Raw genomic sequence first — 13,049 nt, forward strand, 5'->3', positions numbered from 1 at the left:
GCTCAGCTTCCGAGCCGCTGCGCCGTCGGCGGCGTAGCTTCATCTGCGCGACAAAACGAATTGTTCAGGGCCGACTATGTACGTGCGAACGCTTTCCAACCGTGCATTGCTCTCATGAACGTGCGATGCATGTGTTCGGGTGCGACTGCCCGCCAATTTCCGGGTGCGAATTCAAATGCGCGATTGATGCATCTCGCATTAATTCGGGATCGCATTATTCATTGTTTTATTTTTCATGCGCGATGAATATTTGCATGATCATGTTTATATTGTCTGTTTTCTGATCGATTGATGTCGAATGCTATCGATATATATGATGAATAAGATAATATTATTGGTCTTGCTGGTGTGGAGATAATAGTCTCCATCGAGCGCCGAAATCGGGTGCGCCGCGAGATGCGTGGCCGCCAAAAATATGAGGCGAAATGGTGAAATCGTCTGGTCGGTGTATTGATTGAATGATGCTCGTGCGGCGTTGGCCGATGAAAAATTGGAATGCGGTGTTGTCGGGTATTTATTCAGAAACGAAATTGTTCAGGTGCCGATATTCACCATTCGACATGGGTGATCATGTCGAGATGACATGAGTTCGGATGCAGTCGGGGAAGTAGCGGGAAAATAGATTAATCGAACGATGTGACGTTGTCGCGCATATGAGTAGTCTCCCGTGAAAAAGGGGATTCATGATGTCTCATCGAATCGTTTCTGTTTGTCGCGGTCGCGGTCGATGCGAATGCGCCGGGTGGTTCGCTTTGCAATCGATCTCGCGACGATGACGGAATCGTAATTTTTCTATTGCCGATACAGGTTGCGCCGATCGTGAATGCGGCGTTGCCATGAGTCGCGGCATTCGGAATCCATCGCAATGCACCGCACGTCCATGGAGTCGGGTGGGCCGTTTTGTCTCGTCCGCAAACTTCGAGCGCTACGCGTGTGAGCCGGAATGCGAGTGTGCTTTCGACGTCGGCAACGGCGGCGCCGTGCCGCAGCCGGACGCACGCGATCCGTGGAGGTCGAATCCGGCCGCCGATCGACCGGCGACGAATATTCAAGTGTCTAGGTGTTGGTGGAGTTGATTGAGTGGTGCAAGTGTGCATGTAGTCAGCATTTCAATCGCAATGTCATCTTTTAATTAAGGATATTGAAATGAAAAAGATTATCGCTGTTATCGCTTCAACCTTGCTTCTGGCTTCGTCCTATGCGCACGCGGATACGTTGTGCACGTCGGGCACGATTAACAAGCTCTTCATCGACAAGAACGGGGTCATGGAGGTCACCGTCGGCAACCTGTCTTACTTGAACGGAAACAAGGATGCGTATCCGCTCATCAATTCGGCATTCCTGATGGGTAAGCAGTTCTACATTTACGCGAGCACTTGCCAGCCGGGCACGTCGATGGGAGGTTTTGCCGTTCGGTAACGCAGGCCGATGAAGCAGATCGCTCGAGCGCGATGCAGTTCGCGTCGCGATGTCGCATGCCGGCCGGTGGGCACTGGCCGGTCGGTCACTTTGTGGCGATGCGGCGCGCTCGTGAGCGTTCCCGGCGAGGCAGAGTAGATGGAGAGCGTCGGCGGCGCAAGCCGGCTAACTCGCGAATGCCTGGAAATGAAATGGCCCGCGGCGCTCGAAGCGCCGCGGGCCGCCGGATCTCGTCACCGCCGCGACCTGCGTTACGCGGCGGCGACCACGCCGCTCATTCCTTCGCCGGCCGCGTGTGCGTGTAGCGGTTCAGGATCGGGATCATCTGCGCGTAGATCTTCGGGTTCGCGGCGACGATCTCGCGCTGATGCAGGAAGTCGGAATCGCCCGTGTAATTGCCGACGAGGCCACCCGCCTCGGTGATGAGCAGGCTGCCCGCTGCCACGTCCCACACGTTGATGCCTTGCTCGAAGAAGCCGTCGAGACGGCCCGCCGCGACGTTGGCGAGGTCGAGTGCGGCCGCGCCCGGGCGGCGCAGCCCGGTGCATGCTTGCGTCATGTCGGCGAAGAGGCGCGCGTATGCGTCGAGGCCGTCCTTCTCGCGGAACGGAAAGCCCGTGCCGACCAGCGCGTCGGCGAGGCGGTCGCGCCGTCCCACGCGGATGCGGCGGTCGTTCAGGTACGCGCCGCGGCCACGCGTCGCGGTGAAAAGGTCGTTGTGGTTCGGATCGTAGACCACCGCTTGCGTGACGACGCCCTTGTGCGCGAGCGCAATCGACACGCAGTAATACGGAAAGCCGTGGATGAAGTTCGTCGTGCCGTCGAGCGGATCGATGATCCACTGGAATTCGGATTCGTTGCCCGACTCGCCGGATTCCTCGGCGAGGATTGCGTGGTCCGAGTAGGCGGTTTTCAGCGTTTCGATGATCGCATCTTCCGCTGCCTTGTCGACTTCCGTCACGAAATCGTTCTGCTGCTTCTTGCGGATCTCGATCAGATCGAGATCGAGCGATGCGCGATTGATGATCTGTCCGGCGCGGCGAGCGGCCTTGACAGCGATGTTGAGCATGGGATGCATGGGCCTGAATCCTGAAGCTGGCGACGCTAGGCCGCCACGAATGGTGATCGAACCAGCGAAACGACACCGGGCGCGTATGAGGCGGCCGGCGGGCGTTTCGCCGACGGAAGACGAATTGGCAAAGAGCGGGGTGCGGGCCGAACAGGCAGCGTGGGCGCCGCATCGAGAGTGCAATTTTACCCGACTCGCGGCGCTTTTTTGCGAAACGGTAGCGTGTACTGTTCGATTGGCCATTCGGACGAGTGGGTTTGTCCGCGAGTTGGCGATACCATACCGGCATCCCGATTAGTCGAATGAACGTCTTGGAATCTCAGCAGAAACCGTTCGCGCCGTCCGCCGGCGCGGCCCCGTCCCGTCCGGCGCGGACCACGCGCGGCGGGTTTACGTCGACGCGCTTCGTGCTCGTCGAGCCGAGTCACCCCGGCAACGTCGGCGCAGCGGCGCGCGCGCTGAAAACGATGGGCTTTTCACGTCTCGTGCTCGTCGCGCCGCGCGTGCCCCACGTGCAGAGCGATCCGGAAGCGCTCGCGATGGCGAGCGGCGCCGACGACGTGCTCGCGTCCGCACACGTGGTACCGACGCTCGCCGATGCGCTGAACGGTGTGCAGTGGTCGATCGCGCTCACCGCGCGTTCGCGCGAGTATGGGCCGCCGCGGCTCGCGCCGCGTGCGGCCGCCGCGAGTGCCTGCCGCCAGTTGCAAACGGGCGACATCGCGCTCGTGTTCGGCAACGAGCGCACGGGCCTGCCGAACGAGCATGTCGAGCGTTGCAGCGCGATTGCGCACATCCCGGCGAACCCCGCATACAGCTCGCTCAATCTCGCGCAGGCGGTGCAGGTGCTCGCGTACGAGTTGCGCGTCGCGCTGCTCGAAGACGAGGAGTCCGTCGTGCCGCGGGACGCCGCGCTCGGCACGCTCGCGCAAAGTGACGAGATCGAGCGGATGTTCGTTCATCTAGAGAATGCGCTGATCGCGCTCGACTTTCTCGATCCCCGCAATCCGAAGAAGCTGATGCCGCGGCTGCGGCGGCTATTCGCGCGAACGGGGCTCGAGCGCGAGGAGGTGAACATCTTGCGCGGGATCGCGAAGCACATCCTGCTGAATGCGGGCGGTGCGGAGGCACGCGCGGGCGACGACAAGGACGACGCAGGCGCCGGGCGAGACGAGTGACGGAGCGCGCCGGCTCGCCCGCCGGCGCTATACCTGCGGTCGCAGCAGGGAGAACGCGGCAGCCGCTGCGCGCTCGCGACGGCCGTTCTACAATCGATCGCACGTCATAAGAAAAGCTGTCGAAACGATAATGGCTCCGCCCGGCGGCCGCGCACCGGGCTTTCTTCTTCCATCGTCACCACCATGTTCACGAGACTTCGCGAAGACGTCGCCACGATCCGCGAGCGCGATCCCGCCGCCCGCAGCGCCTGGGAAGTGCTCACGTGTTATCCGGGGCTGCACGCGCTCGTGTTCCATCGGATCTCGCACGCATGCTGGCGCTCGGACTGGCGCTGGCTCGGCCGGTTCGTGTCGCAGGTCGGCCGCTTCCTGACCGGCATCGAGATCCATCCGGGCGCGACGCTCGGCCGGCGCGTGTTCATCGATCACGGGATGGGCGTCGTGATCGGCGAGACGGCTGTCGTCGGCGACGACTGCACGATCTACCAGGGCGTGACGCTCGGCGGCACGTCGCTCACGCGCGGTGCGAAGCGTCACCCGACGCTCGAGCGCGGCGTGATCGTCGGCGCCGGCGCGAAGGTGCTGGGCGGCTTCACGATCGGTGCGGGGGCGAAGATCGGCTCGAATGCGGTCGTCGTGAAGCCGGTGCCGGCAGGCGGCACGGCAGTCGGCAATCCGGCGCGGGTCGTGATGCCGGCCGACGCGAAGCGCATACCTGAGCGCATCGCGTTCTGCGCTTACGGGATCACGCCGAACGCCGACGATCCGATGTCGCTTGCGATTCACGGCCTCATTGATCATGCGGCGAAGGAAGCGCAGCGGGTCGACGAGATCGTAGCGGCGCTCGAGCGGCTGGGTGCGCATCTGGACGCGCTGCAGGGGGCGGACGGTGCGCGGCTCGATTTGCGTCGCCTGTCCGCGGCGTTCGAGGGCAAGGCGCTCGACGGGAAGGCGATCGAGCGCTGAGTCGTGCGCGGCGCCGAGCGCGCCGTGATCGACGTACGGCGCACGCGATCTCGCCGCACGCGTTCCGTAACGCGCCGTAATTCTCGGGCGGGGGCGAAGAGGCATCGGCATCGCGTTCGTCGCGCACGTGTCCTGGAGGACCTTGGGAGCTTGCCTGCGGCATCGTTCGTCGCGTTGCCAACGCGGAGCGCGAGCGCGCTGCGTGGCTCGGCGCTGCGTGACGGCAATTGCGCGGATGTCGACAGCCGAGGCGCTATCGCTCCAACTCCATCCGATTTGACCGCGCGATGCTCAATCGAGCGGCAGCGCGCGAATCCCTTGTGCATCGACGCACAGATACCCGCCGCGGCGCGGTCCGTGGTCGAGTTCCCAGTCCGGCAGCACCCAGCGCACGCCGCCCGCTTCGACGTGCCTCGCCGGCTTGTGCGTGTGGCCGTGGATGATCGTGCGCGTGCCGCTGCGCCGAAAGAGGGCGGCGATGCCCTTGCGCGTCACGTCGTAGCGCGGCGATGCGGGACGCATACGGCCGGCTTCGCTCGACGCGCGCATCCGCTCGGCGAGCGCGCGGCGCCACGCGAACGGCCACGCGAGAAAGAGCCGCTGCGCGACGCCGTTGCGCGCGAAGCGGCGAAACCATTGATAGCCGCGGTCGGCCGTGCACTGCGCGTCGCCGTGCGCGAGCGCGATGCGGTTGCCGAACGCGACGACGACGGACGGATCCGGAATCAGAAGCGCGCCCGCCGCCTTCATGAAGCGCTTGCCGAGCAGGAAGTCGCGATTGCCGCGCATCACGTAGAGCGCGATGCCGCGCTCGGAGAACGTGTGCAGCAGCGCGGCCATACGGGCCGCGAACGGATCGTGATCGAGGATGTCGTCGCCGATCCAGTATTCGAACAGGTCGCCGAGGATGAAAACCGAATCCGCGCTGTCTGCCGTCACGCGCACGAAGTGCTCGAACGCGGCGACCGTGCGCGGAATCGCATCGCTCAGGTGCAGATCGGAGACGAACAGGAACGGGCGTGCCGCATGCGCGAGCCCGCGCTCGCCCGGCACACCCGCAAAGACGCTTCGCGGCGGCGTTTCCTGCAGCATCTCGGCGCCTCGTCGCTCTACACTACTCAGACCACGACGGCCTTCTCGATCACGACGTCGTCGTTCGGCACGTCCTGATGGAAGCCCTTGCTGCCCGTCTTGACGGCCTTGATCTTGTCGACGACGTCCTGGCCTTCGACGACCTTGCCGAACACCGCGTAGCCCCAGCCCTGCGGCGTCGGCGACGAGTGGTTCAGGAAGTCGTTGTCGTTCACGTTGATGAAGAACTGCGCGGTCGCCGAGTGCGGATCGTTCGTGCGCGCCATCGCGATCGTGTACGTGTCGTTCTTCAGGCCGTTGTTCGCTTCGTTCGCGATCGGCGCGTCGGTCGGCTTTTGCTTCAGGCCCGGCTCGAAGCCGCCGCCTTGGATCATGAAGCCGTTGATCACGCGGTGGAAGACCGTGCCGTCGTAGTGGCCCTTCTTCACGTAGTTGAGGAAGTTCTCGACCGTCTTCGGCGCCTTCGCGTCGTCGAGTTCGAGCTTGATGACGCCGTGGTTCGTATGCAGTTCGACCATGATGATTCCTTTGATGGGGAGGGTTCAAACGGCGCGCGGCCGCTCTGGACGACGCGGCCGCGCGGGAGGTTCGGGTTGGCTTATTTCGAGACGATCGTCGCCGATTCGATCACGATCGGCTTTTCCGGCACGTCGCGCATCGGGCCGCGCACGGTCGTCGACGTGGCTTCGATCTTCTTCACGACGTCCATGCCCGACACGACCTTGCCGAACACCGCGTAGCCGTTGCCGTCCGGATTCGGATAGTCGAGGCCCGCGTTGTCGACGGTGTTGATGAAGAACTGCGCGGTCGCCGAGTTCGGATCGCTCGTGCGCGCCATGGCGATCGTGCCCGTCGCGTTCTTCAGGCCGTTCTTGCTCTCGAGCGGGATCGGCGCGCGGGTCGGCTTCTCGTCGAAGTTCGTCTTGTAGCCGCCGCCCTGGATCATGAAGCCCTTGATCACGCGATGGAAGATCGTGCCGTTGTACTGGCCCGCCTTCACGTAATCGAGGAAGTTGGCGACGGTCTTCGGCGCCTTCTCCGGGTACAGCTCGACGCGGATGTCGCCCTGCGTGGTCTTTAGCTGCACGACGGGGTGCGTCGCGGCCGATTGCGCGAACGCGGGAGCGGTCGCGAGGAGGGCGGCGCTGCCGAGCGCCAGCAACAGACGTTTCATAACGGTCCTCTGGGTGGGTGAAGGAAAGACGCGGCCGCCGCAGCGCGTTATTGCGACGGCGCGACGTAAGGCGGCATCGCGAGCGTACCGCTTGGGCCGCCGAACTGGAACGTCGGAGAAAGCGGCAGGGTGGTCGTCGTCACGTTCGCTGCCGCCCGCTCCGAATAGTCGCGCGCGGACGATGCCGGCGCGGCCGCCGATTTCGCCTTCGGCGGCGTGATGATCTTCTGCAGGTCCGCGAGGCGCTGCGCGGTCGCGCCGCTCGTGCGGCCGAGCGCGCGCGCGCGCTTGTACGATTCGGCCGCGAGGCGCAGGTACAGGTCGCCCAGATTCTCGTAGGCGAGGCCGTAGTTCGGGTTCGCCTGCGTCGCCGTGACGAGCGCGCTGCGCGCTTCGTCGTAGCGGCCGTGCTTCGCATAGAGCGCCGCCAGGTTGTTGTAGGGTTCCGGCAGTTCCGGATAGGCCTGCGTCAGCTCGACGAACTGCTTGATCGCGTCGTCGTCGCGGTTCAGGCGCGCGAGCACGGTGCCGCGCTTGAACTGCGCCTGCACGTCGCGCGGGTTCGACGCGATGCGCGCGTCGAGCTGGGCGAGCGCCTGCGTCCAGTTCCGGCTCGCGATCGACGCGTCGATTTCCGGCGTGCCGTCCGTGGGGGCGGGCGCTTTCTGCGCAAGGGCCGCCGCGCCTGGAAAGAGCGCGAGCGCGGCGCTCACGGCGGCGGTCGCAACAAGGGTCGCAGCGCTCGGCGCACGGCCGCGGGAAGGTTTCATAGGCTCAAATCGGAATGTTATACTCCGACCCATTCTAACAAATCGTCCGCGCGTTCCGGCGAGCCGCGGATTGTCTTTGCCTCTCGCGGCCGTCACCGCTTCGCTTGCGGATCGATCGCCGCATGTCATCCGAGGAAGCGCACGGCACGCGGCCCAGCCAGAGATCCTGTCGGGTGCCGCATGCACGGCGAGCATCGCCAGGCGGTTTCCTTCGGCTCACTTTCGTCTCTATGGAATCACTGCGCATCTACAACACGCTCGCGCGTGACAAGCAAGTTTTCGTGCCGCGGCAGCCCGGCGAAGTGCGGATGTACGTCTGCGGGATCACCGTCTATGACTATTGCCATATCGGCCACGCGCGGATGGTGGTCGTGTTCGATCTCGTCCAGCGCTGGCTGCGCACGATCGGCTATCGCGTGACATACGTGCGCAACATTACCGACATCGACGACAAGATCATCCGCCGCGCGGTCGAGAACGGCGAGACGATCAAGTCGCTGACGAGCCGCTTCACCGACGCGATGAACGCGGACTTCGACGCGCTCGGCGTCGAGCGTCCGGACATCGAGCCGCGCGCGACCGAGTTCATTCCGCAGATGCTCGGGATGATCGAGAAGCTCGAGGCGAACGGCTACGCGTACCTGGCGGAGGACGGCGACGTCAATTACTCGGTGCGCAAGTTCGCGGGCTACGGCAAGCTGTCCGGCAAGTCGCTCGAGGACTTGCGCGCGGGCGAGCGCGTCGCCGCGAACGACGCGAAGGAAGATCCGCTCGATTTCGTGTTGTGGAAGCGCGCGAAGCCGGAAGAGCCGGCCGGCGCGTCGTGGGATTCGAAGTACGGTCTGGGTCGTCCGGGCTGGCACATCGAATGCTCGGCGATGGGCTGCACGCTGCTCGGCGAGCATTTCGACATCCATGGCGGCGGTCAGGATCTGCAGTTCCCACACCACGAGAACGAGATCGCGCAGAGCGAGGGTGCGACCGGACAAACTTTCGTCAATTATTGGATGCATAACGGCTTCGTGCAGGTCGATAGTGAGAAGATGTCGAAGTCGCTCGGCAACTTCTTCACGATCCGCGAAGTGCTCGAGAAGTTCGATGCCGAAGTCGTGCGCTTCTTCATCGCGCGCACGCACTATCGCTCGCCGCTCAACTACAGCGACGTTCACCTCGACGATGCGCGCGCGTCGCTCACGCGTCTTTACACGGCGCTGAAGGACGCGACGCCCGATTCGGCGCCGCTCGACTGGAACGAGGCGCATGCGCGGCGTTTCGCGGCCGCGATGAACGACGATTTCAACACGCCGATTGCAGTCGCCGTGCTGTTCGAGCTCGCGACCGAGGTGAATCGCACGCGCGATCCGGCGCTCGCGCGCCAGCTCGAGCGGCTCGCGGGCTTGCTCGGCCTGCTCGGCCGGGCGCCGCGCGAGTTCCTGCAGCAGGCGGCGGGCACGGCGCGCGCAGGCGCGCTCGAGCCGGAAGAGATCGACGCGAAGATCGCCGCGCGCGTCGCGGCGAAGCAGGCGAAGAACTTTGCCGAAGCGGACCGGATCCGGGCGGAGCTGCTCGAAGCCGGAATCGCACTTGAAGACAAACCGGGCGGATCGACCGAGTGGCGTCGCGTATGAGCGCGCATGGTCTGTCCCACTGATCGACTCGCCAGGTAGGAGGCTAGATGGCAACGGCCAGAAAAGCGCCGGCTAAGCGTGCGGCGGCGCAGCCGCCGATAGCGGCGAAGCGGGCCGGCGCGCGTGCGCCGGCGGTGCACGAGGCGAGCGCGAAGCGCGCGGCGCCGAACGGCGCGGCCAACGGCGCCGCGCATAAGCCGAGCTTGCGTGCGGCGGCCACGAAGTCGCCGCGCGCGAAGGTCGACGGCGAGCAGGTCGCCGATGCGCTGCCGCGCGAGACCATCGTCGCGTCGGCAGCGGAGGCGGGCGTGCGCAAGGCGCGCGTGTCGGAGGCCGCCGTGCCGGTGCAACTCTCCGACGCCGAGATGGTCGCGCGCCCGCCATACTGGGACAAGGCGTGCGCCGATCTCGTCAAGCGCGACCGGATCCTGAAGAAACTGATTCCGAAGTTCGGCCCGGCGCATCTCGTCAAGCGCGGCGACTCGTTCGTCACGCTCGCGCGCTCGGTCGTCGGCCAGCAGATCTCGGTCGCGGCCGCGCAGTCCGTGTGGGTCAAGATCGAGACCGCCTGCCCGAAGCTCGCGCCGCCGCAGGTCATCAAGCTCGGCCAGGAAAAATTGATCGCGTGCGGTCTGTCGAAGCGCAAGTCGGAATATATTCTCGATCTGGCCCAGCACTTTGTGTCGGGCGCGCTTCACGTCGACAAATGGGCGACGATGGACGACGAGGACGTGATCGCGGAGCTCACGCAGATCCGCGGGATCGGCCGCTGGACCGCCGAGATGTTCCTCATCTTCAACCTGTCGCGGCCGGACGTGCTGCCACTCGACGATCTCGGACTCATCCGCGCGATCAGCGTCAATTACTTCAGCGGGGAGCCCGTCACGCGCAGCGAGGCGCGTGAGGTGGCAGCGAACTGGGAGCCGTGGCGGACGGTCGCCACCTGGTATATGTGGCGCAGTCTCGATCCGCTGACGGCCAATAGCTGATTGAGGCTATTGCTTTTCGCCATTCGATAGTCGCGACCCGGTCTTGCATCAGGCGAGCACGGTTAGAATACGCGCTGCCGCAAGACTCAAGGATTTCAAACACATGAAGACCACATTTCTGGATTTCGAGCAGCCGATTGCCGAACTCGAGGCGAAAATCGAGGAACTGCGTTTCGTGCAGGACGACTCGGCTGTCGACATTTCGGAAGAGATCGAGCGGCTGTCGAAAAAGAGCCAGCAACTCACGAAGGATCTGTACGCGAACCTGACGCCGTGGCAGGTGTCACAGATCGCGCGCCATCCGCAACGGCCGTACACGCTCGATTACGTTGGCGAGCTCTTCACCGATTTCCACGAGTTGCACGGCGATCGCGCGTTCGCGGACGATCAGTCGATCGTCGGCGGCCTCGCCCGCTTCAACGGCCATGCGTGCATGGTAATCGGTCATCAGAAGGGCCGCGACACGAAGGAGCGCGCCGCGCGCAATTTCGGGATGCCGCGTCCCGAAGGCTATCGGAAGGCGGAACGTCTGATGCGCGTCGCGGAAAAGTTCGGGCTGCCGATCTTCACGTTCGTCGACACGCCGGGCGCGTATCCGGGCATCGGCGCGGAAGAGCGCGGCCAGTCCGAGGCGATCGGCCACAATCTGTACGTGATGGCCGAGCTGAAGACGCCGATCATCACGACGGTGATCGGCGAGGGCGGCTCGGGCGGCGCGCTCGCGATCGCGGTCGCCGACACGGTCATGATGCTGCAGTTCTCGACATACTCGGTGATCTCGCCGGAAGGCTGCGCGTCGATCCTATGGAAGAGCGCGGCGAAGGCGCCGGAAGCGGCCGAGGCACTCGGTCTGACCGCGCATCGCTTGAAGGCGCTCGGCCTCGTCGACAAGATCGTCAACGAGCCGCTCGGCGGTGCGCACCGCGATCCGAAGGGGATGGCCGCGCTGCTGCGCCGTGCGCTCGCCGATTCGCTGCGCCAGTTCCAGGGCATGAGCATCGACGCGCTGCGCGAGCGCCGCTTCGAACGTCTGATGGCCTACGGCAAGTTCAAGGAAACGACGCCGGGCGCGTGAGCGCAGGGCGTCGACTGACGAGGCGCGGCGCGCCTTCCCGCTGTGATCCCTCCGCATGAATTTTCCGCCGATCGCGTCGTGTTCGATGCGATCGGCGTCGCGCTGTCCGCGTTGCCGGACGATGCGCGGATCGCGCTCGCGTATAGCGGCGGCCTCGATTCGACCGTGCTGCTGCACGCGACCGCGCGCGTCGCGGGCGCCGAGCGCTGTGTCGCGCTGCACGTGCACCACGGTTTGAGCCCGAACGCCGACGCGTGGCTCGCGCATTGCGCGGAAACGGCGGATGCGCTCGGCGTGCGGTTCGACGCGGCGCACGTCGACGTGCCGCGCGCGAGCGGCCAGGGCGTGGAGGCGAACGCGCGCGATGCGCGCTATCGCGCGCTCGAGACGATGTGCGTACGGCACGGCGCGCGCGCGCTGTGGCTCGCGCAGCATGCGGACGATCAGGCGGAGACGGTGCTGCTGCAATTGCTGCGCGGCGCGGGCATTGCCGGGCTGGCGGCGATGGCGCCGCAGTATCGGCCGGCATCGACTGACGTCGTGCGCGTGCGGCCGCTCCTGCACTTGCTGCGCGCGCAGCTCGAGCGCTACGCGCAGCAGCACGCGCTGCGCTGGATCGACGACGAATCGAACGCGAACACGCGCTATGCGCGCAATGCGTTGCGCGTCGACGTGCTGCCCGCACTCGCGCCGCATTTTCCCGGTTTTCGCGACGCGCTCGGCCGCACCGCGCAGCACGCGGCGGCCGCGCAGCGGCTGCTCGACGATCTCGCCGCGATCGATCTGCGTGCGGTCGCGCGCGAAGACGGCCGCGTGCTATCGCGCGATGCGCTCGTCGCGCTCGACGACGAGCGCGGCGCGAATCTGCTGCGCTACTGGATGCGCTCGCTCGGGCTGCCGGGCGCGTCGGCCGCGCGTCTTGCGGAGATGATGAAGCAGTTGCGCGCGGCGCGCGACGCGCATGCGCTGCGCGTCGATCACGCGGGGTGGCGCTTGCGTCTTTATCGCGACGACGTTCAATGGGCAGCGGGCGAAGGCGCTGAATCGGCTGCTGCGCAATCCGCCGAGGCGCAAGCGGCCGACGATGATGCGTTCGGTGACGACGCGACCGATGCCGCCCGCGCCGCGTCGCAGCCGGAAAGCGTGCTTGCATGGCGCGGTCAGGAAGTCTGGCATCTGCCCGCATGGCGCGGCACATATGTGTTTCATCCCGCGCATGCGCACGAACACGACGCAGTGCCGGAGGGGCTCCTCGCCGCCGCCGACCTGCATGCGCGCGCGCGCGCGGGCGGCGAGCGCATGCGCACTTGGCAGGGCGGGCCCGGGCGCACGCTGAAGAATCTGTTCCAGGAGCGCGGCGTGCCGGCGTGGCAGCGCGACGTGCCGTTGCTATATGTTGGCGATCGGCTGCTGTTCGTGCCGCGCGTCGGCGTGAACCGCGCGGTGCACGACGGCTCTGATGCGCCGGGCGGCTGGCGGCGCATCGAGTGGCGGCCGGAGATGCTGATCGCATAGCATGCCGCACCCCGTTGCAAGTAGCGGCGGTCGCGAATGCGGTGTCGGGACAAAAACACGTTGCGGCCCGGCCTGTCGGCGTCCGCGCGGCAGCGGGTGTCGCGGACAAATAGAAATGTCCGGTTTTGTAGCAAATGAAATGTCCGCATGTTGGCGGGGGCGGCAAGCCGGCGT

12 protein-coding genes are annotated in these 13,049 nt (G+C 65.4%); 7 read left to right on the forward strand and 5 right to left on the reverse strand.

Annotated features, from left to right (window positions below; all coding sequences use genetic code 11):
• The first annotated feature begins 1,146 nt into the window (after window positions 1–1,146).
• A complete protein-coding gene (locus WS69_RS12905; RefSeq protein ID WP_059471164.1) occupies window positions 1,147–1,419 on the forward strand; it encodes a hypothetical protein in 273 nt (90 codons plus the stop codon).
• 274 nt (window positions 1,420–1,693) lie between these two features.
• Here the strand turns inward: WS69_RS12905 and WS69_RS12910 are convergent, their stop codons facing one another.
• The gene (locus tag WS69_RS12910) at window positions 1,694–2,497 is read right to left on the reverse strand and encodes an inositol monophosphatase family protein (protein ID WP_059471165.1); all 804 of its coding nucleotides are present in this window, start codon (window positions 2,495–2,497) and stop codon (window positions 1,694–1,696) included.
• Window positions 2,498–2,799: 302 nt separating this feature from the next.
• On the opposite strand from WS69_RS12910, the gene WS69_RS12915 reads away from it, so the two are divergent.
• Window positions 2,800–3,666, forward strand: a complete 867-nt coding sequence (locus tag WS69_RS12915; protein WP_059471175.1) for an RNA methyltransferase — start codon at window positions 2,800–2,802, stop codon at window positions 3,664–3,666.
• A gap of 183 nt (window positions 3,667–3,849) precedes the next feature.
• Complete coding sequence (gene cysE, locus WS69_RS12920; RefSeq protein ID WP_059471166.1) at window positions 3,850–4,632, forward strand: serine O-acetyltransferase; 783 nt, start codon at window positions 3,850–3,852, stop codon at window positions 4,630–4,632.
• A gap of 291 nt (window positions 4,633–4,923) precedes the next feature.
• Here cysE and WS69_RS12925 read toward each other — a convergent pair whose 3' ends face one another.
• The 4 genes from WS69_RS12925 to WS69_RS12940 all read right to left on the reverse strand — a co-directional run bounded on the left by WS69_RS12925 (window position 4,924) and on the right by WS69_RS12940 (window position 7,668).
• Complete coding sequence (locus tag WS69_RS12925) at window positions 4,924–5,724, reverse strand: UDP-2,3-diacylglucosamine diphosphatase (protein WP_059471167.1); 801 nt, start codon at window positions 5,722–5,724, stop codon at window positions 4,924–4,926.
• Between the two features lie 26 nt (window positions 5,725–5,750).
• Window positions 5,751–6,242, reverse strand: coding sequence for a peptidylprolyl isomerase (locus WS69_RS12930; RefSeq protein ID WP_059471168.1), 492 nt, complete (start codon window positions 6,240–6,242; stop codon window positions 5,751–5,753).
• A gap of 80 nt (window positions 6,243–6,322) precedes the next feature.
• Window positions 6,323–6,898 (reverse strand): peptidylprolyl isomerase, encoded by a 576-nt coding sequence (locus WS69_RS12935; RefSeq protein ID WP_059471169.1) that lies wholly within the window; start codon window positions 6,896–6,898, stop codon window positions 6,323–6,325.
• 47 nt (window positions 6,899–6,945) lie between these two features.
• Window positions 6,946–7,668 (reverse strand): tetratricopeptide repeat protein, encoded by a 723-nt coding sequence (locus WS69_RS12940; RefSeq protein ID WP_059471170.1) that lies wholly within the window; start codon window positions 7,666–7,668, stop codon window positions 6,946–6,948.
• Window positions 7,669–7,898: 230 nt separating this feature from the next.
• Between WS69_RS12940 and cysS the strand changes: the two genes are divergently transcribed.
• From cysS to tilS, 4 genes are all read left to right on the forward strand, one after another.
• Window positions 7,899–9,296 (forward strand): cysteine--tRNA ligase, encoded by a 1,398-nt coding sequence (gene cysS / locus WS69_RS12945; RefSeq protein ID WP_059471171.1) that lies wholly within the window; start codon window positions 7,899–7,901, stop codon window positions 9,294–9,296.
• Between the two features lie 47 nt (window positions 9,297–9,343).
• Window positions 9,344–10,285, forward strand: a complete 942-nt coding sequence (locus WS69_RS12950) for a DNA-3-methyladenine glycosylase family protein (protein ID WP_059471172.1) — start codon at window positions 9,344–9,346, stop codon at window positions 10,283–10,285.
• A 103-nt stretch (window positions 10,286–10,388) separates the two neighbouring features.
• The gene (locus tag WS69_RS12955) at window positions 10,389–11,360 is read left to right on the forward strand and encodes an acetyl-CoA carboxylase carboxyltransferase subunit alpha (protein WP_059471173.1); all 972 of its coding nucleotides are present in this window, start codon (window positions 10,389–10,391) and stop codon (window positions 11,358–11,360) included.
• Between the two features lie 42 nt (window positions 11,361–11,402).
• Window positions 11,403–12,875: a tRNA lysidine(34) synthetase TilS gene (gene tilS / locus WS69_RS12960; RefSeq protein ID WP_059471174.1), complete on the forward strand. Its 1,473-nt coding sequence runs from the start codon at window positions 11,403–11,405 to the stop codon at window positions 12,873–12,875.
• The last annotated feature ends 174 nt before the right edge of the window (window positions 12,876–13,049 follow it).

Source organism: Burkholderia sp. BDU5 (genome assembly GCF_001522845.1).
Classification (GTDB): Bacteria; Pseudomonadota; Gammaproteobacteria; order Burkholderiales; family Burkholderiaceae; genus Burkholderia; species Burkholderia mayonis.

Excerpts from the sequence above, each read along its gene's own strand:
- WS69_RS12950 (WP_059471172.1), top strand. The coding sequence starts at position 9,344 with ATGGCAACGGCCAGAAAAGCGCCGGCTAAGCGTGCGGCGGCGCAGCCG.
- WS69_RS12910 (WP_059471165.1), bottom strand. The coding sequence starts at position 2,497 with ATGCATCCCATGCTCAACATCGCTGTCAAGGCCGCTCGCCGCGCCGGA.
- cysE (WP_059471166.1), top strand. The coding sequence starts at position 3,850 with ATGTTCACGAGACTTCGCGAAGACGTCGCCACGATCCGCGAGCGCGAT.
- WS69_RS12925 (WP_059471167.1), bottom strand. The coding sequence starts at position 5,724 with ATGCTGCAGGAAACGCCGCCGCGAAGCGTCTTTGCGGGTGTGCCGGGC.
- WS69_RS12905 (WP_059471164.1), top strand. The coding sequence starts at position 1,147 with ATGAAAAAGATTATCGCTGTTATCGCTTCAACCTTGCTTCTGGCTTCG.
- WS69_RS12935 (WP_059471169.1), bottom strand. The coding sequence starts at position 6,898 with ATGAAACGTCTGTTGCTGGCGCTCGGCAGCGCCGCCCTCCTCGCGACC.
- cysS (WP_059471171.1), top strand. The coding sequence starts at position 7,899 with ATGGAATCACTGCGCATCTACAACACGCTCGCGCGTGACAAGCAAGTT.
- WS69_RS12930 (WP_059471168.1), bottom strand. The coding sequence starts at position 6,242 with ATGGTCGAACTGCATACGAACCACGGCGTCATCAAGCTCGAACTCGAC.
- WS69_RS12955 (WP_059471173.1), top strand. The coding sequence starts at position 10,389 with ATGAAGACCACATTTCTGGATTTCGAGCAGCCGATTGCCGAACTCGAG.
- WS69_RS12940 (WP_059471170.1), bottom strand. The coding sequence starts at position 7,668 with ATGAAACCTTCCCGCGGCCGTGCGCCGAGCGCTGCGACCCTTGTTGCG.